Annotated in this window: 13 protein-coding genes; 7 read left to right on the plus strand and 6 right to left on the minus strand. The window is 67.2% G+C overall.

Annotated features, from left to right (window positions below):
• Position 1: 1 nt before the first annotated feature.
• The 5 genes from LGM89_RS25555 to LGM89_RS25575 all read left to right on the plus strand — a co-directional run bounded on the left by LGM89_RS25555 (position 2) and on the right by LGM89_RS25575 (position 5,738).
• Complete coding sequence (locus tag LGM89_RS25555) at positions 2–1,597, plus strand: MBL fold metallo-hydrolase (protein ID WP_226274330.1); 1,596 nt, start codon at positions 2–4, stop codon at positions 1,595–1,597.
• An 89-nt stretch (positions 1,598–1,686) separates the two neighbouring features.
• Positions 1,687–3,132, plus strand: a complete 1,446-nt coding sequence (locus LGM89_RS25560) for a serine hydrolase domain-containing protein (RefSeq protein WP_226274331.1) — start codon at positions 1,687–1,689, stop codon at positions 3,130–3,132.
• A 7-nt stretch (positions 3,133–3,139) separates the two neighbouring features.
• Complete coding sequence (locus LGM89_RS25565) at positions 3,140–3,583, plus strand: GNAT family N-acetyltransferase (RefSeq protein WP_226274332.1); 444 nt, start codon at positions 3,140–3,142, stop codon at positions 3,581–3,583.
• Positions 3,580–4,827: an MFS transporter gene (locus tag LGM89_RS25570; RefSeq protein WP_226274333.1), complete on the plus strand. Its 1,248-nt coding sequence runs from the start codon at positions 3,580–3,582 to the stop codon at positions 4,825–4,827. The genes LGM89_RS25565 and LGM89_RS25570 overlap by 4 nt, the downstream gene beginning before the upstream one ends.
• Before the next feature lie 92 nt (positions 4,828–4,919).
• Positions 4,920–5,738 carry an aspartyl/asparaginyl beta-hydroxylase domain-containing protein gene (locus LGM89_RS25575; RefSeq protein ID WP_226274334.1) on the plus strand — a complete coding sequence of 273 codons (819 nt, stop codon included), beginning with the start codon at positions 4,920–4,922 and terminating at the stop codon, positions 5,736–5,738.
• A gap of 351 nt (positions 5,739–6,089) precedes the next feature.
• Here LGM89_RS25575 and LGM89_RS25580 read toward each other — a convergent pair whose 3' ends face one another.
• Positions 6,090–7,838 (minus strand): cholesterol oxidase substrate-binding domain-containing protein, encoded by a 1,749-nt coding sequence (locus LGM89_RS25580; protein WP_226274335.1) that lies wholly within the window; start codon positions 7,836–7,838, stop codon positions 6,090–6,092.
• A gap of 1,165 nt (positions 7,839–9,003) precedes the next feature.
• On the opposite strand from LGM89_RS25580, the gene LGM89_RS37225 reads away from it, so the two are divergent.
• Entirely contained in the window at positions 9,004–9,135 is a 132-nt protein-coding gene (locus LGM89_RS37225) for a hypothetical protein (RefSeq protein ID WP_256990202.1), read from the plus strand.
• A gap of 107 nt (positions 9,136–9,242) precedes the next feature.
• Positions 9,243–10,064 carry a helix-turn-helix domain-containing protein gene (locus LGM89_RS25585; protein WP_226274336.1) on the plus strand — a complete coding sequence of 274 codons (822 nt, stop codon included), beginning with the start codon at positions 9,243–9,245 and terminating at the stop codon, positions 10,062–10,064.
• Positions 10,065–10,368: 304 nt separating this feature from the next.
• Here LGM89_RS25585 and LGM89_RS25590 read toward each other — a convergent pair whose 3' ends face one another.
• Genes LGM89_RS25590 through LGM89_RS25610 form a run of 5 tightly spaced genes read right to left on the minus strand, consistent with a single transcriptional unit; the run spans position 10,369 to position 23,894 of the window.
• Positions 10,369–11,463: a helix-turn-helix transcriptional regulator gene (locus LGM89_RS25590; protein ID WP_226274337.1), complete on the minus strand. Its 1,095-nt coding sequence runs from the start codon at positions 11,461–11,463 to the stop codon at positions 10,369–10,371.
• The gene (locus tag LGM89_RS25595; protein ID WP_226274338.1) at positions 11,460–13,163 is read right to left on the minus strand and encodes a cyclic peptide export ABC transporter; all 1,704 of its coding nucleotides are present in this window, start codon (positions 13,161–13,163) and stop codon (positions 11,460–11,462) included. Before LGM89_RS25595 ends, LGM89_RS25590 begins: the two co-directional genes overlap by 4 nt.
• A gap of 16 nt (positions 13,164–13,179) precedes the next feature.
• The gene (locus LGM89_RS25600) at positions 13,180–13,662 is read right to left on the minus strand and encodes a hypothetical protein (RefSeq protein ID WP_089429894.1); all 483 of its coding nucleotides are present in this window, start codon (positions 13,660–13,662) and stop codon (positions 13,180–13,182) included.
• A 54-nt stretch (positions 13,663–13,716) separates the two neighbouring features.
• Positions 13,717–14,379, minus strand: a complete 663-nt coding sequence (locus tag LGM89_RS25605) for a glycosyltransferase family 25 protein (RefSeq protein WP_226205096.1) — start codon at positions 14,377–14,379, stop codon at positions 13,717–13,719.
• The gene (locus tag LGM89_RS25610; protein ID WP_226274339.1) at positions 14,376–23,894 is read right to left on the minus strand and encodes an amino acid adenylation domain-containing protein; all 9,519 of its coding nucleotides are present in this window, start codon (positions 23,892–23,894) and stop codon (positions 14,376–14,378) included. The genes LGM89_RS25605 and LGM89_RS25610 overlap by 4 nt, the downstream gene beginning before the upstream one ends.
• Positions 23,895–23,944 lie beyond the last annotated feature (50 nt).

Genomic DNA, 23,944 nt, shown 5'->3' on the forward strand with positions numbered 1-23,944 from the left:
CATGACCCCGATCTACCTGAAACCGAACGTCGTCTTCGAACCGCTGGTCAATCAGTGGTATGCGTGGACGTTCCTGCTGCAGCCGGCGACCTGCGCGCTGGTGATGAAGCAGGTGCACCTGCGCATCATGGAATCCTTCATCCGCGCACCCGAGCTGCACCGGCGTTCCGCCGCGAAGATGGCCGGCGGGCCGTTCCTCAACGGCGGCCGGGAGCTCGTGCCGGCGGTCGACGCGCTGATCCGCGACACCCGCACGCGCGCCGCGCCGCTGCTGGCGCTGGCGGACGCGCTGCGCGAGCTCGACGAGCTGCTCGCGCGGGAAGGGGGCGGCGACACGCTGTCGCCGCTGTATGCGCGGGTGCCCGAGCCGTTGAAGGGTGTCGTCGAGCTGGGCTACGACCTGCGCGGCCACGCGTCGTACCGGCTGTTCGAGCGGCTGCTGTACGACAGCGCCGGCTATCTCGACGCGCTGCAGAGCGTGAACGGCTTCCTCGCGACCAGCGACGACCGGAGCTTCATGCTCAGCACGCCGCGCTTTCCCGACGAGCACATGGTGCAGATCCGCCTGCCATTCCGCGACGTGCTGTACGACGAACTGTTCGCGGCCCGCCACGCGGGCGCCGCGCCGGACCTGATCGATCGCCTGCTGGTTCACGCGGAGGGCGGTGCCGAGCGGCGCGCGGCGCTCGAAACGTGGTTTACCGACGCGCCGCCGCCGCGCCCGCCGTCGGCGCCGGCGCGTGCGGGGCAGCCGGTGCGGGTGCGCTACTTCAACCATGCGACGGTGCTGGTCGAAACCGCGGAATTTTCGCTGCTGACCGATCCGATCGTCGGCTATCCGCTCGGCCAGGGCGACGATCCGTTCACGTTCGCGGATCTGCCCGAGCGCATCGACTACGTGCTGCTGACCCACAACCACCAGGATCACATCGTGCTCGAGAGCCTGCTGCAGCTGCGGCACCGGATCGGCACGCTGGTGGTGCCGCGCAGCCACGGCGGGTTCCTGCAGGACCCGTCGATCCGGCTCGCGCTCGAGGCGTGCGGGTTCGAGCGGGTGGTCGAGGTCGGCGAGCTGGACAGCGTGCCCGTGCCGGGCGGCGAGATCGTGGCTTTGCCGTTCCTCGGCGAGCACGGCGATCTGCATATCGCCGCGAAGATGGCGTTCGCGCTGAAGGTGGACGGCAAGAGCATGCTGTTCGCGGCCGACTCGAACAACCTGCAGCCGGAGCTGTACCAGCGTATCGCGCAGCGCATCGGCCGGATCGGCACGCTGTTCATCGGCATGGAATGCGAAGGCGCGCCGATGTCCTGGCTGTACGGCGCGCTGCTGAACGAGCCGCTCGGGCGGCAGTTCGACCAGAACCGCCGGTTGAACGGCTCCGACTGCGCGCGCGCGTGGCCGCTGGTCGAGTGCTTCGCGCCGCGCCAGGTGTTCGTCTATGCGATGGGCGCGGAGCCGTGGCTCAAGTTCATCTCCAGCATCGAATACGCGCCGACGTCGCTGCCGATCGTCGAATCGGACAAGCTGATCGCCCGCTGTCACGCGCACGACATCCAGTCCGAGCGGCTGTACCTGAAGAAGGAAATCATCCTCTGAGCGTGGGCGGCCGCGCGGCCGCCCGCATCGTTTCGTGTCGTCTCGTCTCGTCTCGTCTCGTCGAATCGTCGAACCAGGAACCCACTCCCATGCCGGATCGTCATCCGTCCCGTGTCGCTGCCGCCTTCAAGATGCTCGCCGCCACGGCCGTGCTGTTGCTGGTGATCGCCGCGGGCCTGCTGTATTGGGCGCTGCCCGCCGCCACCGGCTACGCGTCGCACTACCTGTGCGTGCGCGCGCTCGCCGGCGGCGACGGCGATGCACGTGCGCTGTTCGCGCGCGAAGTCAAGCCGATCAATCCGTTGTTCAACTTCGTCACGTACCGGATCGACCGTGCGCGACAGACCGTCGAGGCCGCCGGGCTCGGCGTGTTGCGTTCGACGGTCGCGCTGTACCGGCCGGGCCTCGGCTGCACGATCGCGCCGGCCGGCGCGATCGACGCATTGCGCGCGGATGGCCGCGGCCTCGCGCTGCCGCCCGCCGTGGCCGATGCCGGCTACGTCGACCACTACGGCAACGCCGACGATGTCGCGCCGGCCGATCCGCTGCCGGCGCTGAGCGCCGTGCTGGATCGCGCGATGGCGGAGCCGTCGCCCGCGTCGCTGCGCAACACGCTGGCCGTGGTCGTGCGGCAGGACGGCAAGCTCGTCGGCGAGCGGTACGCGCCGGGCGTCACGGCCGACACCCCGTTGCTCGGCTGGTCGATGACGAAAAGCGTCACCGCGTTGCTGGCGGGCGTGCTGGCCCGCGACGGCAAGCTGACGCTCACGCAGGATCACCTGCTGGACGACTGGGCGCAACCCGGCGATCCGCGCCAGGCGATCCAGTTGCGCAACCTGCTGCAATGGACGAGCGGGCTGGATTACCAGGAAGGCTATCTGCCCGGCTCGGACACGACGAAGATGCTGTACCAGTCGACCGACATGGCGCGCTTCGTCGCGAGCCGGCCGCTGAAGGTCGCGCCCGGCCGCGAGGTGGACTACCAGAGCGGCGGCAGCGTGCTGGTCGCGAAGATCGTCGCGCGCGCGATCTCGCCGCGGCCGCTCGACATCGTGCCGTTCGCGCGGGCGCGGCTGTTCGAGCCGCTCGGCATCCGCACCGCGATGATGGAGCCCGACGCGTCGGGCACGCTGGTCGGCGGCAGCTACATGCTGGCGTCGGCGCGGGACTGGTCGAAGCTCGGCCAGTTGATCCTGCAGCAAGGCGTGTGGCGCGGCACGCGCATCGTCGAGCCGGACTGGGTGCGCTTCATGGCGACGCCCCAGGCGGCGCGGCACGACGGCCGGCTCGGCGCGCATCTGTGGCTGAACGCCGGCGTCGGCGCCGCGCGCCGGTTTCCGTCGCTGCCGGCGGACCTGATGATGATGGACGGCTTCAATCACCAGCTGGTGGTGATCGTGCCGTCGTGCCGCGCGGTCATCACGCGGCTGGGCGCGACGGTGGACCACAGTTGGGATACCGAACGTTTCGTCGCCGACGTGATGGCGAGCCTGCCGGGCTGTACGGGCCCGGCAACCACGACTGCCGCGAGGTAAGCGCATCATGAAGATCATCGTACGTGACGCCGTGGCCGCCGATACGCGGGCCCTGTGCGAACTGTTCCTGCGCTCGCGCAGCGAGACCTTCGTCTGGCAGCCGGCCGGCGCGTTCCAGCTGGCCGATTTCGAGGCCCAGACGGAAGGCGAACGGCTGAGGGTCGCCGAGGACGACCGCGGGCGACTCGCCGGCTTCGTGTCGGTCTGGGAGCCCGACCATTTCATCCATCACCTGCACGTGCACCGGTCGCACCACCGGAGCGGCATCGGCCGGGCGCTGCTGCGCGCGTTGCCGGGCTGGCCGGCCACGCGTTACCGGCTCAAGTGCCTGCGCGCCAACGTGCCGGCGCTGGCGTTCTATGCCGCGTGCGGCTTCGTCGAGATCGGCGCCGGCAGCTCGGAAGACGGCGAGTACCTCCTGCTCGAGTCCGGCGGCAAGGACGGCCGATGACCGTCCACCTGCGGTACTGCCTGCAGCAGGCGGCGTTGTGGGGCACCTTCGGCCTCGTGCTGCCGGTCGTCACGTTGTTCCTGCTGCACAGCCATTTCACGCTGTTCGAGATCGGGCTTTACGCGGCGGTGTTCAGCCTGTCGACCATCGCGCTGGAACTGCCGTTCGGCGCGATGGCCGACCGCGTGGGCCGGATCCGGACCTATCGCGTCTCGCTGCTGATGAACAGCATCGGCTGCGCGCTGATGCTGTGCTTCAGCCAGAAGCCGGTGCTGTACCTCGCCGCGGCGAGCTTCGGCGTCGCGCGCGCGATGAGTTCCGGCACCGTCGACGCGTGGTATGTCGGCCTGCTGCGCGAGCACGGCGAGACGAACCGGATTCCTTATTTTCTCGGCCGCGCGGAGCTGGCCTCCGCGCTCGGGCTGGCGAGCATGTCGCTGGTCGGCGGCGTGCTCCCGGACCTGATCGGCAGCCGGCTGTTCGACAACCCGTACCGGATCGGCCTGGCGCTCGCAGGCGGCCTGTTCATCGTGCTGCTGGGCCTGACATCGTGGTTTTTCGCCGAGGCGGAGCAGGCGCCACCCGAGGCCGCGCCGGCCGGCCGGATGCGCGACGACCTGCGCGAACTGGTGCGCTTCGCGTGGCACGGCGGCGCGGTGCGGCCGCTGATCCTGCTCTGCATGCTGCTCGGCGGCGTCGTGTCGGTGCTGGAGAGCTACTGGCCGGTGGTGCTGAAGACGCTCGTGCCGATGCATGGCGCGACCTGGGCGTTCGGCCTGTTCCTCACGCTGATGCTGGTCGTCAAGGGCGCGGGCGGCTGGGTGTCGTATCGCGTGATGAAGCATTGCGCCGCACGGCCGGCGCTTGCCGTGTCGCTGCCGTTCGCCGGGCTCGCCGCGAGCCTCGTGCTGACGCGCTGGGCGAATCACGTGGTCGCGTTCGGCGCCGTGCTGAGCGGGGTCGCGCTGTTCCTCGGCATCGCCGGCGCCGTGGTCAACGCGGTGCTGCATCACCGGACGCCCGATGCGTTGCGATCGCGCGCCGTCTCGTTCTTTTCGCTGGTGTTCCAGCTCGGCAGCATGATCGCGTCGATCCTGCTCGGCTACCTGGTCAGCCAGTGGGGCGTGCAGGCGGTGTGGTGCGGCGTCGGCGTGCTGGTCGCGGCGGCCGCCGGGTACGGCGCGTCGATCGGCGGCTGGGCCGCCGACCCGATGGAGGAGGCGAAGACGACGGCGCGCGCGTAGGCCGGGCGCACCGTTTCGATTCATGTGTGATGCGTCATGCGGAAGCGGCAATTTTGTTGTTTGTCACCCCACGATAGCCAAGGAGATCGACTTTGAAACAGGAGATGCGCATCGCGATTCACGAGACGCTGGAGGCGCTCGTGTCGCAGTACGGGACAGCGGAGCTCGAACGCGTGATCGAGTTCGTCGACATCAACACGGGGCGGGTTCCGCTGCCCGCGTTGCCGAAACATCAGCGGCCGCTGTTGTTCTATTTCCCGGGGCTGGACGGCAAGCCGTGGTACGAGGCGTCCGATTATCCGGCGCTCGAGGCGTTCACGTCGACGCTCGAGGCGTCGGTCGACGTGCTGCGCGAGGAGTTTCTCGCCCAGGTGACCACGCCGATGCTGCTGCCGTACGAAGAGCAGGTGGCAGGGCGTTTCGAATCGATCCGGCGCAACGACTGGGGGTCGTTCTATTTCAGGCGCAAGGGCGAGCCCGAGGTCGAGGAGAATTGCCGCCGCTGCCCGCGCACCGCGGCGCTGATGCGGCAGGTGCAGGACTCCCTCAGCCCGAGCGGCGCCTTCATCTTTTCGGTGATCCAGGGCGGGACGCGGATTCCGCCGCATACGGACACGACGAATCTCAAGCTGACCTGCCAGCTTCCGCTGATCGTGCCGCGCGGCTCGCGGCTGCGCGTCGGCGACGAGATTCGCGAGTGGCCGGACGGGCGCGCGATCATTTTCGACGATACGTTCGAGCATGAGAGCTGGAACGACAGCAACGAGCCGCGGGTTTGCCTGCTCGTCGACATCTGGCATCCGGGCATCACGCGTATCGAGCGGGACGCGGTGGAGCGGCTCGACGCCGCGATCAGCCAGCATCTCGGGCTGGATTTCCGGCCGCCGTGGGCGGAAGCGGCCGCGGCGTAAGGCGGGGAGGGGCGACTGGTTGCGGGCGACCGGTCGCCTTTTGACGATCGACCGATGGCAGTGTGACAGGGGTGCCGACGCGGTTTTGCGCGGAGCCGTTGTCGAATCACGCGCCGCATCCGGCAATCGCTTCGACAGTCGTGCATTGGCCGGAGCGCTTGGAGGCCGTGCTCCCGCCGCGGCCTGGCGATCCGCAGGCGAGCCTGTCGGGTCGTCGATTCAGCCGCGCCGCCGCTCGCCACGGTTCCAGCCTGCCGGCCGCCACATCCTGAATGACCTGGCGAACCTGCACGGTTCGCGCATCGTCATCCGTTCCGTGGCGGCCATGGCAGCCGGCTTCCGCCGGGCTCCCTACGGCATCAGCCGGTCGAGCAGCGGCGACCGGAAGATCCGGTGCGGGTCGTAGCGTTCGAGGGTCGCGCGCGCCGTATCCCAGCTGCTCGACGCCGGCTGGCCTTCACGATGCAGGTTCGGAATCGTGGTGGTGAGCATCGTGTCGTCCTGCCAGGCGGCCGTGTCGGTATAGGCCCAGCCCTTCGACCATTCGGGGCGCACCGTCGCATACGAGCCGGTGTAGTTCGCGAGCATCCATTGCTCGATCTCGCGATAGAAGCGATCGGCGCCCGGCGTGCCCGGTAACGTCAGGATGTCGAACCACACGGCGGTATCCCATTCCGGCCGGTCGGGGCGCGGCTTGAGCGCGGACAACGCCGGCACGACCGCACCCGCGCCGGCATCGGCCGGCTTGTCGAGACCGGTGACGCGGATCTCGACGGGACCGTTCATCGGATACGCGTTGCGCGCCTTGTACGCGTCGACGCGGTTCTGATAGAACTGCACGAATTCGCTGATCACGCGCTGCACGTCGGCGCGCCGCGCCAGTACCGCGTAGCCGTTCGCGGTGACGCGCAGCGTCGTCGGCCGGATGTACTGCAGCACGGTGCGCGACCAGCCCCAGATATCCCCGCTGAGCGTGAGTGCGAGACCGGCCGTCGTGATGGCGAGCTGCGTCTGGCCGAACAGCGGCGTCAACGCGCCTTCGCCGCCGATCACGATCCGCTTGACGAGATCCGAGATGGTCTGCGAGATCGAATCGGAGAACGGGTAGTTGTACGGCTGCGTGACGGCGCGCGACAGGAGCGGCTTGCTGGGCGTCGGCGTCCAGACCTTGAGCCACGGATTGGTCGTGAACGGGAACCAGATGGCTTCCACCCGGCCCGAGCGATCGAGAAACGACGCGATCGTGCGGCCCGTCGAGCCGGCCGGCGCAAACAGTTCGGATGCCGGAATATCGACGTAGCTCTGGCAGCGCAGCCGCTGGTTCGGGCCGGCCGTCAGCGTGACTTCGACGACGAACGCCCGCCCGATGTGCGCGAGGAACGCGCCGATCTCGGGATCGCCGCGCTCGAACCGGCGCAGCACGTATTGCTGCCGGGCCGGATCGAATACGACCGCGGTGAGCGCGACCACGAGATTGCTCAGCGAGCCCCAGGTATGGCCCGGCTGCAGGGTTTCACCGGCCGTCGGCACGGCGGTGCCGTGTGCATCGATCGCGAGCGCGCCGCCGAGCGTGATGTCGCCCGGTGCCGGCGCGGCAATCACGCCGAGGCCATATTGCTCGAGCGTCGCGAGCAACGACTCCAGCGAGACGCCTGTCTGGGCGGTGACGCGCGCCGGACGTGCGGACGTGTCGACGGCGACGGCCGTCAGCGACTTCGTCGTATCGAGCAGCACGAGGTTCGCGGCGCCGGCGCCCGGGTCCAGCGTCAGCGGCGACCAGTTGTGCATGTAGCCGCGCGGGCGTATCCGGTAGCCGTTCGCGCGCGCCCAGTTGACGGTCGCGACGACGTCGTCGGCGGAGCGCGGCGCGGCGGTCCATACGTCCTGCACGGCGATCTCGCCGCTCCAGTTCTGGAACGCCTGCTTGTAAAGCGGGATGTCGGCCGGGAAGCCGGGCGGTGTGTCGCCGGCTGTCCGCGCATGCGCCGCGATCTGGTAGAGCGGTGTCCAGCCGGTGACGATGCCGGCCGCCGCGAGCTTCGCCATGTCGGCCAGGAAGGCGCGACGCGGCGCAGGTTCGTCTCGGAAGTCGTGACTCATGGTGTGCTCCAATTTTTCGGCATTGTTTTGAAGATTGGAAAGACGACAAATGACGCGTTGAGACTGGTGTGGCAATCGATGCAGGCGTGACGCTCGGGAAGCGTCGCGCTCGGGTCGGGCAGGATTGAAAAATAACGATGCGTTCGGCAATGCGCGGCCGCGCATCACCACGGGCGTCTAAAAGGAAATCGAAAAGCCGCCGGGAGATTGCTGCAATTGACCGTCGGCCTGTTCTGTCGACAAGCGGATAGGGAAATTCGACGGAATCGCGTGCGGCGAAGCGCTAGCCGTGGCGATCGATAAAAGATGACTTCACGTGAATATTAATCGCCATGTTTCGATTTTTTAAATAAACCCGGCCGCAATTCAAGGTTGATTGAAGGTGTGTCGTATATTTCGGTCGAAAGCGTAACAATTTATCTATCGGGTGACAAGCCGCGGAGTTGACGAATTTCGAGTCATTTAATATGGAAATTTTATGACGGAAAATGGCTTCGTCCTTTGTGGGTATTTTGCAACGCCGGTCTCGGAGGCCCGCAACCGTGGGCTTGGAGCGGAAATTATGCTTCGCCGCCGCGTATATTGAATCGATTGTTGAGCGAATCGAAATAACGTCCGGAAGATATGACTTGAAACCAGATCGATAAGCAGGGTACGGTTGAAATCCAACAATTCCTCTCTCGAATGGCGCTTCCGGATGAAAATTCGTGGTATGCGTCGCCGGGGCGATTATTACCAAAGTTCGTGGTAAACGGAGATTGATTTATTCGTGCGTTGATAATAGTGCCGATGAGTGGCTTGCGGATTGATCGATTTCCGGTTAGCGGGCGATGTGGTTTTAAAAAAATGGATGTCGGGTTAACTGCAAATGTCTTAAATCATCGCTATCATACGCGGCTGGGATATACATGGACCAAATTCAATGGAAAGAATCGTTTCGCTTTTTGATCGCGATTTTTCGTTGAATTCGCCGGGAGCGCGCCTGCGTCGAGCCGGCGCCGGGTTGTCCGATTCAGGTCTTCAGCACGTCCGGCGGCGGCGCGTTTTCGTCCCGCCACGCGCATCGACCGAAATGGACGTTTCGGCTGCTGGCAGCGTCGCCCGTCATGAACGTCCATCGATGCGACGCCCATCGCCGCGCGCGGTCCGATACGGTGGAAACATCGTGCCGGTTTCCCGTTCGTCATCGGTCGGTTCGATCGTCGGTGACGCGGCGGCGCTCGCCGTGCCTGACGATCGTTCGTACGCGCATGGCGTGTTCCGGATCGCGCGCCGGCGGCGCGCGTTGCCCGCCTGAGAACGCGTGCGACACAGCGCGACCCGACGCGCGCCGCGCCAACCGTGCCGGCTCGCGCGCGCCGGCGTGGCGCCAGGTCCTCAAGCACGCACAACAAGGAGAGTCAGATGTTCGCGAAGCTCGGGAAGGTGATTTCGAGCGCCGGCAGTGAGCGGTTCGCATCCGACATGCATGCATTGCTGGTCGAATCGATTCCGCTCGCGATCACCCGGATGACTGAATGGACGCTCGACGAGCCGGCGGGCGAAGTCGTCCACGTGCAATCGCTCGGCGCGTTCGGCGCGCCGGGCGGCGACGGGCGCGGCGCGCCGGCCGCGCACGGCGAGCGGGAACCGGCCGCGCATCCGCCGTTGAACCGGATCCTGGCGGCCTGCGACCGGCAGCTCATTCACATCAATCCGCTGTTGCGGCGTGGCAATGGCGGCGACGTCGCGCCGCCGCGCGGGCCGGGCGGCGGATTTCAGTGCCATCTCGTGTCGGGCAAGGCGAATCGGCGCTACGTGATCTCGCTGCATCGCACGGCATCGCATCGCGACTTCTCGTTGCAGGAGATGTCGTTCCTGAAGAATTTCGCCGATACGCTGCTGCCGCTCGTCGAGTGGCATGCGTCGACGCGTCGGCACGGCACGCTCGAATGCGTGACGGCGCCCGGTGCGACGGCAGGCTTGCCCGGCGTCGACGCGCTGCGCCATGAGTTCGAATCGCGGCTCGCGCGCGCGCGGGTCGTGCTGTCGGCGCGTGAAAACGAAGTGTGCCTCGGCCTGCTCGCGGGCAAGATGCTGCGCGAAATGGCCGGCGAGCTCGGCGTGAAGGAGAGCACGATCGAGACGTACATCAAGCGCGCCGCGGTGAAGCTCGGCATCAGCGGCCGGCACGGGCTCACGAAATGGATGATCGACGATTCCGTCCCGTGCGCGTCGGCGGCGTGACGCCGACATGCCGCCGACGTGCGACGCACGCCGCCGGCCGGCTGGCCGGGATCGCTGCCGCGCGGGCCTGCGTCGACGCGCGTCGGCGAGGGCGATGACGACGATGTCACCGGGGGCGGCAGCGCGGGTTGCGGCGTCGGCTAGATTGCCGACGTCCGATGCGAGATGGAAACCGGCGGCAGTCTTCCCATGGAGTTTCGCGCGTCGCCTGCGCCTGCGTCGGCGTCGCGCGCGCTGAAGTGCCTGGCGTGCCGCATCTGACGCACGCGGTGCCGCCGGATGAGCGTGTACGGGCCGCGTGCCCTCAGGTTCCGATGCGCGGCGACGCGTAGTCGCGCCGCACGCTTCGCATGCCGTTCCCGCCCGCTTCCGTCGCGGCCCCGGCCGTCTCGTCGAGCATCCAGCGCGTCAGGCCATGGCGCCCGCTGAAGCCCAGCTTGACGGCGGCCCGCTTCAGGTAGGTCTCGACGGTGCTTTCGCGCAGCGCGAAACGCATGGCGATGGCGGGCACCGTGTCGCCGGCCAACAGCGCCGTGCAGGCCTCGATCTCGCGCATCGAAAGCTTGACGCCGGCCTGCTGCAGACGCTCGGCGAATCGCCGCGCCACGCGCTCCCGGCCCGATTGCGTTGCCGGCGGCGCGGCGATCGTCACCTGGGCGGGCGGCGGCGTCGAATCGAGCGCCGCGACATGGCTCTCGACGATCGGAAACAGCACGTGCGAGAGTTCCTTGAGGAAGGTCCGCTCCTGCGGCGAGAAATCGTCGAACGTACAGGTGCGATACAACGAGATCACGTAACAGTGGCCCCGCTTGCGGGTCACGAGGTGGAATTGCGCGTAACGCGGCGACACGACCGCCGCCTGCATGACGATGAAGCGGTCGAGCTGCGCGTGGATCGGGCCGTGGCCGGCGAGCGTGTCGTCGACGTGCAGGGGGCTCGCGCCCGGGCGCGGCGGCATCTGCGGCCCGCAACAGGCGGCGGCTACGCCGGCTTTCGCGAGCGCCGCGCCGACCGCGCCGAGGCTGCGCACCGCGGGATGGCCGTCAGGTGAGTCGTCGACCGCCAGCTCCGCAATGCGGATCTCGTCGACGGGGACCGCCGCGGCGATCAGGTTGTACATCATTCGGGGGAAACGTCGGCTCCCGCTGCTCGAGATCGCTTCGCCGACGTGTGCGAACAATCTGCTGAACTCCATGAAAGGATTCCTGATGAGACGTTGAAGCTGCGCGTGCGCGCATGGATGCCGACGTGATTTAAACACCCGCGTGCGAATGCGTCTGTAACGGTTTGCCGGGACAGACGCATCGCCGGTCGTCGAATCCGGTACGGCGCACGGCGAGCGTTCCGCCCGTCTGCGACGGACGGCGCGCATCGCGTCCCCATCAGGATCGCGGCTCATCCGGCGGCTTCGGCCGGGACGGCGCACACGGCCGTATCGGAGAAGATGCGGCCGCTATCGAGGCGAATGACCCGGTCCGCCAGCTTGAAGTACTGATCGTCGTGGGTAATGATGACGACGCATTTCCCGCGGGATTTCAGGTCGGGAACCAGCACCTCATAGAAAAATCGCTTGAAGACCGGATCCTGATCGGCGGCCCATTCGTCCAGGATGTAAATCGGACGATCCTCGATGTACGCGCAAAGCAGCGCCAGGCGCTTGCGTTGCCCGGTCGAGAGCGCCCGGGTGGTCGAGTAGGTGCGGCCGGAAATCTCGATCTTGTCCGCCAGCTTCAGGGTGTCGAGGTACTTCCGGGCAAGCTCGATGCTGTCATTGCCCCGATCCGGCCCGATGATGCGATTGAACAAATGGAAATCGGTGAATACGGCGGAAAACAGGTTGCGGTAGCGTTCCCGGGCATCGTCGTCGATGACTTTTCCGTCGAGCGAAATGGTGCCGCCGGTCGGTGCATAGAGGCCGCTGAGGACCTTGCCCAACGTGCTCTTGCCGCTGCCGTTGCCGCCGATCACATAGACGAGTTCTCCGGCATGAATCGTCATGTTGATGGGGCCGAGCACGAAGTCGGCCGACGATTCATTGTCGCGGTAGTTCATCGTCACCTCGTTCAACTCGATGACCTTCCATGACTTCGGCGATGGGGATGCCACGGTGCCCGGAACGGGCGGCTCATTGCGTGCGTCCTGCGTGTCATCGATCAGGAAACCGAATTCCGCCAGCCGGGCGAGCGCGGTCTTGCCTTCGGCCACCACCGGCAGGATATTGATCAGCATGGTCAAGGGACCCATCATGTAGAGCACGGCCAGAATGCTCGCCGTGAGGACGGACGGATCCACGACGCCGAGCGAAGGCACGCCGAACAACAGGAAGCCGAGCAGGACCGCGACGGTGATCTGGCCGATGCTGTCGCCGCTCATGAACCAGAAGCGTTCGATGTAATTGAATCCCGCCACGCGCTTCGATGACAGTTCGATCGCGGCCCGGGTGAACCAGCGGCGTCTCGCCCGGTTGAGCTTGAGCTCCTTGATGCCGAACACGAGGCCATGCGTGTATTCGTTGAACTGGACGAATTCATCGCGAACCCGCTCCGTGAAATTGACCGCCTTCCGATAGAAGAACAGGTAAAGCACGAGGCCGACGAGGGTCAGGATCATCGTCGACGCGAAAACGATCCACGAGAGATAGGCGAGATAGACGATGCTGCAGATCAGCACGACGGATTGAACGATGATCGTCGGGATGGTGAGCAGCGTCTGGCTCAGTTGCGGAATGTCCTGCGTCAGCATGGTCAGCACATGGGGGGCGCCGCGTCGATCGATTTCATCGAGCGGGGTCGCCAGGATCCTTTTGCACAGGTTGACGCGCAATCTCGTCATGACCTTCATGCATGCATAGGACGGCATCACGGCCGCGCCGCTCCTGCAGACCACCGCGATGACGTTCACCGCAATGAACATCAGCAGCAGCGTCCGTCGATCGGACGGGTCGTGCAGCACGGTGCTGATCAACCCGACGCCCACGATCGACGCGATGCCGCTGACGAGGCCCGTCAGGACCGTGCCCAGCGTCAGCCAGGGATGACTGCGCCACATCAGGGTGACGGCGGAATGCCAGGGCGGCGATTTGCTTTGAGCGGAATCCATGAATGGCCCATAGGTCTCAGTTGATCAGGTGGCTGAGTTCGACATTGCTTGCCGCTGATCTCAACCTCGACGAGGTTTCGTGCTGGCCCAGGAACGTGATGCTTTCCACGATGCCCAGCGGCGAATCGGAAAACAGGATGCAGCACTTCAGCAGGCGCTGCGCACGCGCCCAGCCGACGCTGTCGGTTGAATCGGCCACGCTCCGCAACGCGGCCTCGACCGACGCGGCCGTCCAGTTTTCGTTCCGTGCCAGCCGCGACTCGACCTGCCGAAGAAATTGCAGGAGCGTGCGGGGATTGCTTTCGATGCTGTACATGAGGATGTAGTCGATCCGCAGTTTCTTCGTGATCAACGGAAAAATCAGGTCGATCACGCCGGCGGTCGATTCGCATTTCCCGTAAGCCAGTGAAATCGCGTCGCCGAGCTTGCAGTCCCGGTGAAGCGCATCCAGCGCGGCCTGTACGAACGCCGCTTCGAGGTCAACGGTGGTGGTTTGCATGAGGTTCAATGGCCTGTCGAGTGAGGGTTCGCGGCGAGCACGGGGCGGCAGGCGTCACCAGCCGTCCGGAATGGGCATCGAATAGGTCAGCGGCTTTTCCGGCATCACTTCGTCCATGATGTCGGAGTAGCCGGACTCCTGTCCGACCAGGTTCGGCTCGAAGCAGTAGCAATTGAACGTCTGCTGCAGCACGAGGTTGTTGCGGTCGTTGATCGCCGGCGGGTTTTCGTTGATCGCGATGAACGCGTCGTAAAGCGAGTCCCTGACGACGTACGCGTGCGCGGTGAGCGTCTCCACGGCCTTGACGATGTTCGGCGCGACGGGAATGGGCGGCGTGAAGTGATACGCGCCCAGGAACAGCATGTGCCAGTCGTCCGGCACTTGCGCGATGAACTCGGGGAAGCGCGCGGCGAACTCGGCGTCGAAGAACGCGTCGTCCTCGAAGATCAGGACTTCGCTCGCGCCGGCGGCCTTCGCCTGTTTCACCGCGGCGAGATGGCTCATCGTGCAGCCGTAGTCCTGCGGACGCATGTGGCTCAACGATTCCGGCACGCTCACCTGTTTTGCATCGACGGCGGACAGCCGTTCCACCGTGAGGATGTTCTGCTCTGCGAATTTTCGTTGCATCGCTTCCCAGCGGTCGGGACGCCGGTCCAGGTTGATGCAGACCTTGCGGGCGAAAGTGTTGTCGATCGTCGGCGTTGATTTCAGTTTCATGAGGGTTGTTTTTCCAGGAACGAATTGACATGGGCGGCGAGGGCGCCGGCATGCGGATCGAGCAGCATGGTCAGGTGGTCGCCGGGGACGTCCGTCACCGCGACGGGGAGCGTCGAGAAGCGGGACCATCCCCAGGCCGGGTCCAGGCGAAGCTGCGCGATCTCGGGCGACGGCGCGTAGTCGTCGGGATCGTGCTCGGTGCTGCGGAACAACGCGATCGGCACGGGCAGCGGCGTGGCGTGCGGCGCGTAGTGCGACTTGAAGTTGGCCTGATAGACGCGCAGGTACGCGCGCAGGCGGTCGGGCCCGGCGTCCGCGAACCAGCTGCCGCGGTCGCCGATCCGCGCGAGGATCAAGTCGGCCTGGCCGTCGGGATCGAGCGGGACGAGGTCGGCTCGCGTCACCTGGAGGTCGGCGCCGAGGAAGGTGCCGATTTCGTGGGCGATCGCGACCAGCCATTCGGTGTCGTCCCAGTCCTGCCAGTACATGGCGGCCGGGCTGTCGATGGGCGCGGACGCGTCGAGGATCGCCAGCAGCTTCACGTCGGCGCCCTTGGCGACCAGTTGCCGGCTCATCTCCAGCGCCACGTGCGCGCCGAACGAATGGCCCGCGAGGTAGTACGGACCCGCGCCCACCAGCGGCCAGATGCGTTCGACATGACGGGTCGCGATGTCTTCCACGCGGGTGAGCGGCTCGCACGCGCCGTCGAGGCCGAGCGCTTCCAGCCCGTGAATCGCGTGGGCGCCGCTCAGGTGGTGCGCGAGCGGATGGAAGTAGACCACGTTCCCGCCGGCGCCCGGCAGCAGGAAGAGCGGCGCGGCGGGGCCGCCGTCGCGAATCGGCACGAGTCCGCCGGCAGGCGCGGACGGTTCTTTCGCGGCGAGCGCCGCCGCCAGTTTCTCGATCGTCGGATTCTCGAAGAGACAGGAAATCGGCAGCCGGCGATCGAACGCCTTCTCGACATGGGCCATCAGCTGGATCGCGATGATCGAGTGGCCGCCGAGGTCGAAATAGTTGTCGGTGACCGCGATGTCGTCCCGTTTGAAGATCCGCTGCCAGATCTCCAGCAACGTGCGTTCGTCCGCGGTGGGCGCGACGGCGCGTGCCGTCGTGGCCGCACCGGCGGCGGCTTCGATCGTCGGCCCGGCTGCCCCGCGCGGCGCGCCCGGCTGGCCGTCGGCGGCCGGCGGATCGGCGAGCTGGCCGGTCAGCCGGGTCGGGTCGTCGGCGAATCGTTCCAGCAACGCGCGCAGGGTGTCGAGCATCTGCCGCACGACATCCGGCGCGACGCGGTGCGCATCGTGCGAAATATGGAAGCCGATGCGCGCGTCCGGGTGTACGGTGAGGGTCAGCGGGTAGTTCGATTCCGCGAACGCGCGGGTGTCGAGGATCTCGATGTCGTCCGGCCCGAGATCGGGGGCGGCGGCAACCGGGAAGTTCTCGAAAACCAGCAGGCTGTCGAACAGGCTGTCGCGGGCGGGCACTTCGCTCCACGACTGGATGTCGACCAGCGAGCTGTACGAATGCGGCTCCATCGCCGTTTGGGCCGCGTGAACCTCTGCCAGCCATTCGATGAAGGGCCGCTCCGGCGCGATACGCAGGCGCAGCGGCAGCGTGTTGATGAACAGCCCCACGATCGACTCGACGCCGTCGAGCAGCGGCGGCCGACCGGACACGGTGACGCCGAAGACGACGTCGTCCGTTCCGGCGTGGCGCCGCAGCACCAACGCCCAGACCGCGCGGATCAGCACGTTGAGGGTGACGCGATGCGTGCGCGTGAGCGCGTGCAGCCGCTCGGTCAGCGCCTCGTCCAGCAGGAATTGCTGGGTTCGGCGCTTGTCCTGCCGCGCGGCGTCGCCGGTCGTCTGCCGGGCCGGGCTGGCCGCGATCGGCGTGGCGGCACGGAAGCCGGCCAGCTCGGCGCGCCACCAGGCTTCGTCGGCGGCGCGCGGATGGCGCGCGAGCCAGTCGATGTACGCGCGGTATCCCGGCGCCGACGCCGCGACCGCAGGCGTGCCGGTGCGGGCGAGCGACAGGTAGTCGTCGAACACCTCCTTCATCAGGGTCGCGGTGCTCCAGCCGTCGAGGATGATGTGGTGCGCGCTCCAGCAGAAGCGATGGCGCGTGTCCGTTTCCTGGATCAGCGTGCAGCGGAACAGCGGCGCCCGCTGCAGATCGAAGCCGCGCTTGCGGTCGTCGGCGAGGAACGTATCGAAGTCCTGCGCACGGTGGGACGCATCGCGGTGCCGCCAGTCAAGCACTGTCCACGGCAGCTCGACCGTGTGCAGCACGGTCTGGACGGGCTGCTCGCGATCGGCCCACGCGAACGCGGTGCGCAGCACGGCATGGCGCGCGAGCGCATGGGCCCACGCCTGCCGGAGCGCCGGCACCTGGAGCGGGCCGCTGACGACGAAGCTGAACTGCTGGAAATAGGCGGCAGGATCCAGGTCGTACAGCGAATGGAACAGGATGCCCTGCTGCAGCGACGAGAGCGGGTAGCTGTCGTCGATGTCGTCGGCTGCGGTGTCGGGGACCGACGCCGCGAAGTCGAGCAACCGGTCCCTGAAGTGCGCGGCCAGGTTCTCGACCGTCTGCCGCCGGTGGAGCCGCTCGCCGTAGCGCCAGTCCACCTGAAGCTTGCCGTCGACCACGGCGGCGACGATCTCGAACGCGTGCGTGCGCTGCGACCGCCCGGCGCGCAGCGAACCGAGGTCTTCGGCCGCCGGGCGCCAGCCGTCGGATTGCTGCAACACGGTATCGAGCTGCCCGTGATAGTTGAAGAGGATATCGGCCTGCGGCAACGCGGCGAGATTGTCGCGCACGGCGGCGTCGGGGCTCAGGTAGCGGAGCAGCGCATAACCGAGACCGTCGGCCGGAATCCGGCGCAGCTGCTGCCGCGCGGCGCGCAGCGCTTGCTCCGGCGTGTGCATCGCGTCGGCGTCGAGCACGACGGGGTGGATGGACGTGAACCAGCCCACCGTCCGGGTGAGGTCGAGCGGCGCATCCGCCACGTGACGGCCGTGACTCTCGAGATCGATCCGCGTGCGGGCGTTGCCCGTGACCATGCTGCAGGCTTGCGCGAGCGCGATGAGCAGCACGTCGTTGATGCGGGTGTCATAGGCCCGTGGCAGCCGGCGCAGCAACGCGGTGGTGTCGGCTTCGTCCAGCTCGAATGAAACGGACGACGCGTCGCCGACCGCGTTGTTGGGCGCACCTGCGGCCGGATAGTCAAGCGGCATCGGCTCGACGGGCTGCGCGAGGAGCGCTTGCCACTGTCGCGCTTCGTCACCGATGGCGGGCGACCGGGCCCGTTGCTGCAGATGCAGCGCCCATTCGCGGAACGACGTCGTCTTCGCGGGCAACGGCTGGCCGTGGTAGGCGGCATGCAAGTCCTCGAGGAGCACGCGCCACGACACGCCGTCCACCGCCAGGTGATGGATCGACACGAACAGGCGGGCGAGCGGTTCGCCGGCCACGCAGAAGAGCCGGGCGGCCAGCAACGGGCCATGCGTGATGTCGATGCCGCGCTCCGCGTCAGCGGCGGCGGCGCGCATCGCCGCCAGGCGCTCGCCGGCGTCGCCGGCAATCACCTGTTTCGCAAAGAGCACCGGCATCTCGCCGCCGGCGACGACGTGCTGGGTCCAGCGGCCCGCATCGTGCAAGAAACGCAGTCGCAACGCGTCGTGATGTTCGTAGACTTGCCGGAACGCGTCGGCGAGCCGCGATGCGTCGAGATCCGCCGGCACCTGGATCAGGACCGTTTGATTGAAGTGCGACGGCGCGTCGATCTCCTGGTCGAAGAACCAGTGCTGCACCGGCGTGAGCGGCGCATCGCCCAGCGGGCTCAGGGTCGGCACGTAGGCTGCCCGCTCCTCGGGCGCGGCGGCCAGCTGCGCGATCGTCTGATGCTGGAACAGCTGCTTCGCCGTCACGCGCAGCCCCGCCTGATTGACGCGCGCGATCACCTGGATGCTCAGGATGGAGTCGCCGCCGAGTTCGAAGAAATTGTCGTGGATGCCGACGGCAGGCAGCTGCAGCACGTCTTGCCAGATCGACGCCAGCAGGATTTCCCGGGGCGTGACGGCGGGCGCGTGCGGCTGGGCCACGTTGACCATGTTGACCCCGTCGGCCGGCGCGGGCAGCGCCTTGCGGTTGATCTTGCCGTTGGGCAGCATCGGCAACGATGCAAGGACGACGAACTGCGACGGCACCATGTAGTCGGCGAGCTTGCCGCCCAGATACTCGCGCAGTCCGGCGATGTCCGGCGCGGCGGTCGCGACATAGGCGATCAGGAACGTTCGGGCTCCTGCGGTTTTCGCGATCACGACGCAGTCGTCGACCGACGGATGCGTGCGCAGCGCGGCCTCGATTTCACCGGGTTCGATGCGCAGGCCGCGCAGCTTGATCTGGTGATCGATGCGGCCGAGGAACTCGATGTTGCCGTCGGGCCGGTAGCGCGCGAGATCGCCGGTGCGGTAGAGGCGCGCGAGCGGGTCGGCGGAGAACGGGTCGGCGATGAACTTTTCGGCGCTCAGCTCGGGTTCGCCGTGGTAGCCGCGCCCGACCGGCGTGCCGCCGATCAGCAATTCTCCGGGCACACCGATCGGCGTGGGCTGCATCTGCGCATCGACGATGTAGAGGCGGGTGTTGGCGATCGGCCGGCCGATCGGGACGATGCGGTGCGGGTCGTCGCGGCGGCATTCCCACGCGGTCACGTCGACAGCGGCCTCGGTCGGGCCGTAGAGGTTGTACAGCTTGACGTCCAGGCGCTCGAGGCAACGCTGCTGCAGGTCGTGGGGCAACGCCTCGCCGCTGCACACGACGCGCCGCAGCGATGCGCAGTGCGCGTCGAGGTCCGGATGATCGAGGAAGGCGCGCAGCATCGACGGCACGAAATGGAGCGTGGTGATGCGTTCGCGCTCGATGAGCTCGACCAGGTAATCGGTCTCGCGCTGGCCGCCGGGGCGGGCGAACACGAGGCGCGCGCCGGTGACGAGCGGCCAAAAGAGTTCCCAGACCGAGACGTCGAAGCTGAAGGGGGTCTTCTGCAGCACCGCATCGTCAGCGTCGAGCGCGTAGGCGTGCTGCATCCAGAGGATGCGGTTGGTGATCGCGCGATGGGTGTTGAGCGCGCCCTTGGGCCGGCCGGTCGAGCCGGACGTGTAGATCATGTAGGCGAGGTTGTCGCCGTTGAGCGCGGGCGCGGGGTTGGACGTCGCCGCGGCATCGAGGTCGAGCGAGTCGGTATCGACGACGATCACGTGTGCGTCGGTCTCGGGCAGCGCGTCGCGCAGATGCTGCTGGGTGAGAAGCCAGCGCAACTGCGCGTGGTCGATCATGAAGCGCACGCGCTCGGCGGGGTAGTCGGGATCGACGGGGACGTAGGCACCGCCGGCCTTGAGGATCGCGAGCAGGGCGACGCTCATGTCGAGGGAGCGCTCCATCGCGACGCCGACGAGCGCATCGGGGCCGACGCCGAGCGCGATGAGGTGGTGGGCGAGGCGGTTGGCGCGCAGGTTGAGTTCGGCGTAGGTGAGCGTCTGGTCATCGAAGACGGCAGCGACGGCATCGGGCGTGCGCTCGACCTGCTGTTCGAACAGGCGATGCAGCGGTTGCGCGGCGGCGTCGCCGAAATCCGTGTCGGTGCGGTTCCACTCGACCGTCATCAGGTTCCGCTCCGCGTCGCTCGTCAACGGCAGCGCGCCGAGCGGCGCGTCCGGATCGGCGATCACGGCATCGACGAGCGTGCGGAAGTGCTCCGCCATGCGATCGATCGTGGCGGCGTCGAACAGGTCGAGGTTGTATTCGAGCGAGCCCGCGAGGCCGTCGTCGGCATCCTGCACATGCAGCGTGAGGTCGAACTTCGCGGTGTGGGTCTCGACCGACACCGGCGTGGCCACGAGACCGGGGAAGCTCACCGCCTCGGACGGCGCTTTCTCGTACGCGAACACGACCTGGAACACCGGTGTGCGGCTCAGGTTGCGTTCGAGCGCGAGCGAATCCACCACCTGCTCGAACGGAATCTCCTGGCGGCTGTAGCCGTCCAGCGCGACGCGCTTCACGCGCGCCAGCAGTTCGCCGAAGGTCGGATCGCCCGACAGGTCCACACGCAGCGCGAGCATGTTCGCGAAGAAGCCGATCAGCGGCTCGGTCATGCTGGAACGCCGGTTGGCGATCGGGGAGCCGATGACGAGGTCCTGCTGGTTGCTGTATCGCGACAGGAGCAGCGCATACGCGGCGAGCACGACCATGAACGTGCTGGTGCCGGACGCGCGGGCAATCGCGCGCAGGCCGTCGGCGCGTTCGCCGCTCAGCTGGAACGGCAGCACCGCGCCGCGGAACTGCTGGATGGCGGGCCGCGGGCGGTCGGTGGGCAGCTCGATCAGGTCCGGCGCATCGGCCAGCGCGGCGCTCAGGAGCGCCAGTTCCCGATGCGTGTCGGCGGACGCCAGGCGTTCGTGCTGCCACACCGCGTAGTCCGCGTACTGGACCGCCAGTTCCGGCAGCGACTCGCCGGCATAGAGCGCGGCCAGTTCTTCGATCAGGATACCTGACGACCACGCATCGGAAACGATGTGATGCATCACGATGCCGAAGACGTGCAGGCGCTCATGGACGCGATACAGCACGACGCGATAGAGCGGCCCGACGGCGAGATCGAACGGGCGGTCGGCTTCCTCCGCGAGCCGCGCGAGCGTGTCGGATTCGCTGGCGGCGTCGACGACGTCGAGCGTGACCGGCGCCGGCGGCGCGATGCGTTGAACCCCGCGGCCGTCAACGGCGGGAAACGTCGTGCGCAGGATCTCGTGACGCCGGCTGATCTCGGACACGGCGGCCTGCAGGCGCGCGATGTCCAGTTCGCCGTCGAAGCGCAGCGCGCTCGAGATGTTGTAGGTGGCAGACGGGCCTTCCAGTTGCGCGAGGAACCACAGCCGCTGCTGCGGAAAGGACAGCGGCAGGTCGTTCGCACGCGAGCGGGGCACGATGGCGCCGGCCGTCGAACCGGCGTGCGGCGACGACGCTTCGATCAGGTCGGACACCGCGCTGATGGTCTGGAGTTCGAAGATCGCGTCGATGCCGATCTCGACGGAGAAGCTGCTCCAGATCCGCGAGACCAGCTGCATGGCTTGCAGCGAATCGCCGCCGTAGTCGAAGAAGCGGCCGGTGAGATCGACGGCCGGATTGTCGAGCACGTCGCGCCAGATACGCACCAGCTCGAGCTGAATCGGCGTCCCTTCGAGCGGCGTGGCGTCGAGACGGGCGTCGTCGGGCGCGGCGTTGGGCTCCAGCGCCAGCAGCGCCGGGCGATCCAGCTTGCCGTTGGCGTTGAGCGGAAATTCGGCGATCGGGATGATGTCGGACGGGACCATGTAGTCCGGCAGCTTCCCGGCCAGATAGGCCCGCAGGTCCGGCACGTTCAGGCTCGGCGCGCCCTTGACGTAGGCCGCCAGCTTGCGCACCCCGTGGGCGGATTCGCGCAGCATGACCGCCGCGCCGACGACATCCTCGTGCGCGGCAATCGCGGCCTCGATCTCGCCGAGTTCCACACGGTGCCCGCGGATCTTGACCTGGTGGTCGATGCGTCCGTAGCACTGGATACGTCCGTCGGGCAGCCACCGGCCGATGTCGCCGGTGCGATAGAGGCGCGCTTCGCCGGGGAACGGATGCTCGACGAATTTCGCGGCGGTGACGTCGGGCCGCTGGTGATAGCCGCGCGCGAGGCCGGCGCCGGCGACGCAGATTTCCCCGGGCACGCCGAGCGGAACCGGCCGCAGCGCGTCGTCGAGCATGTACACGCGGGTGTCGGCGATGGGCCGGCCGATCAGCACCGTCGACGGCGCGTGCTCGACGCGCTCGACGATGCAGCCGACCGTCGCCTCGGTGGGGCCGTACTCGTTGTAGATCTCGATCGCGGGATCGATCTTGCGCAGCGTGGCGATGTGCTGGGGCGTCAGTTCCTCGCCGCCCACGATCACCTTGCGCACGCCGGAGCGTGCCAGGTTCATGTATTCCAGCAGGTGAATGTGGGTGGGCGTGAGCTTGAGGGTGTCGACGCCGCTGCCGGGCTGGAACATCCGGGCCAGGATGGTGTCGATGCTTTCCGACTGCGGGTAGATGCGCAGCGTCTTGCCGCGCACCAGCGGGCAGAAGATATTGGTGAGCGTGAAATCGAAGCAGAGCGAGCTGTACAGGCCGAAACTGCCGGTCGTGCCGTCCGGAAAGTAATACGCGGCGGCCCACGCGATGTAGTGGGCCAGGTTCCGGTGTTCGAGCAGGCAGCCTTTGGGTTTCCCGGTCGAGCCGGACGTGTAGAGCACGTAGGCGAGGTGCGCCGGTTCGGCACGGTACGGCGGGTTGTCGGGCAGCGGCGTCCAGCCGGGGAGTTCCTGGTCCAGCAGCAGCGTCACGCCGGAGAATTCATACCACTGCGCGAGCTGATTCGATTGGGTCACCAGCAGCGACAGGCCGGTGTCGCCGAGGATGTGATTGATCCGCTCGGCCGGATACGCCGGGTCCAGCGGAACGAATGCCGCGCCCGCCTTCAGGATGCCGAGAATCGCGACGATCATCCATTCGGAACGGTCGAGCATGATGCCGACCAGCGATTCCGGCCCGACGCCGTGGTGTTCGCGCAATTGATGGGCGAGGCTATTGGCCCGGGCATTCAGGTCGGCGTAGGTCATCAGCGCACTGTCGGTGACCAGGGCCGGCGCCGTCGGCGTGCGGGCGACCTGCGCTTCGAACATGGCGACGACCGTCGGGTGGCTGGGGCCGGTCGTCGCGGTTTCGTTGAAGGCGGCCAGCAGCGGGCCCTCTTCCGGCGGCGCCGATGCGATGTCGCCGACGGGCGTGTCGAGGTGTTCGAATGCCGCCAGCACCGCGCCGAGGCTGCCGGCGAAGCCGTCGATGATGAAAGGCTCGATGGCTGCGCTGTAACGAAGCTCGATTTCGCCGCGCGCGAGCCGCAGATGCAACTGCAGGTCGTCGTCCCGGCCGGCCGGTGCGTGGTGCACCCGGTCGTCCGACAGCGCGACTTTCGTGAGCTGCGCGAGCGCCATGTCCTTTTCGTTGCGCACGAGCGTTTCCAGCGGGAAGTGAGGCTCGGCGTAGCTGTCTTCCACGATCGCGGCCACGCGCGACAGGTAGTCCTCGACGCGCTCGTCGGGACGGACCTCGATGATCAGCGGCACGGTGGCGGCGCGGGCCGACGGATGCGCGGCCAGCGCCGGCGTGCCGAGCACCGTGACCGGAATCCGGAAGTATTTCCAGAGCAGGAACGCAATGCTCGCCGCCGTGACGGCGAATTCGGCAAGCTCGCCGTCGCCGATGCGCCGCAACAGGTCGAGCGACGCGGGCGTGAGCCGCACCGTGCGGGACAGCGGGCGACCCGGCTGCTGATTCGGGGCGTACGCCGCGATCCGGTAGACGCCGGCGACCCGGGAAAGGCTTTCGCGCCAGAAACGCGCGGTGGAGGCATAGCGATGGTCGGTGACCAGCACGTTATGGTCTTGCACAGGACACTCCTTGAAACGTTTTGTTCACCTGAAACAACCCGAAGCGGCGC

It is taken from the genome of Burkholderia sp. AU31624, assembly GCF_020420065.1.
GTDB lineage: Bacteria > Pseudomonadota > Gammaproteobacteria > Burkholderiales > Burkholderiaceae > Burkholderia.

What these genes read in the sequence shown, in the direction of transcription:
- LGM89_RS25560 (WP_226274331.1), top strand. Translation starts at nt 1,687, where the DNA reads ATGCCGGATCGTCATCCGTCCCGTGTCGCTGCCGCCTTCAAGATGCTC.
- LGM89_RS25555 (WP_226274330.1), top strand. Translation starts at nt 2, where the DNA reads ATGACCCCGATCTACCTGAAACCGAACGTCGTCTTCGAACCGCTGGTC.
- LGM89_RS25585 (WP_226274336.1), top strand. Translation starts at nt 9,243, where the DNA reads ATGTTCGCGAAGCTCGGGAAGGTGATTTCGAGCGCCGGCAGTGAGCGG.
- LGM89_RS25605 (WP_226205096.1), bottom strand. Translation starts at nt 14,379, where the DNA reads ATGAAACTGAAATCAACGCCGACGATCGACAACACTTTCGCCCGCAAG.
- LGM89_RS25600 (WP_089429894.1), bottom strand. Translation starts at nt 13,662, where the DNA reads ATGCAAACCACCACCGTTGACCTCGAAGCGGCGTTCGTACAGGCCGCG.
- LGM89_RS25590 (WP_226274337.1), bottom strand. Translation starts at nt 11,463, where the DNA reads ATGAGCCGCGATCCTGATGGGGACGCGATGCGCGCCGTCCGTCGCAGA.
- LGM89_RS25595 (WP_226274338.1), bottom strand. Translation starts at nt 13,163, where the DNA reads ATGGATTCCGCTCAAAGCAAATCGCCGCCCTGGCATTCCGCCGTCACC.
- LGM89_RS25565 (WP_226274332.1), top strand. Translation starts at nt 3,140, where the DNA reads ATGAAGATCATCGTACGTGACGCCGTGGCCGCCGATACGCGGGCCCTG.
- LGM89_RS25570 (WP_226274333.1), top strand. Translation starts at nt 3,580, where the DNA reads ATGACCGTCCACCTGCGGTACTGCCTGCAGCAGGCGGCGTTGTGGGGC.
- LGM89_RS25580 (WP_226274335.1), bottom strand. Translation starts at nt 7,838, where the DNA reads ATGAGTCACGACTTCCGAGACGAACCTGCGCCGCGTCGCGCCTTCCTG.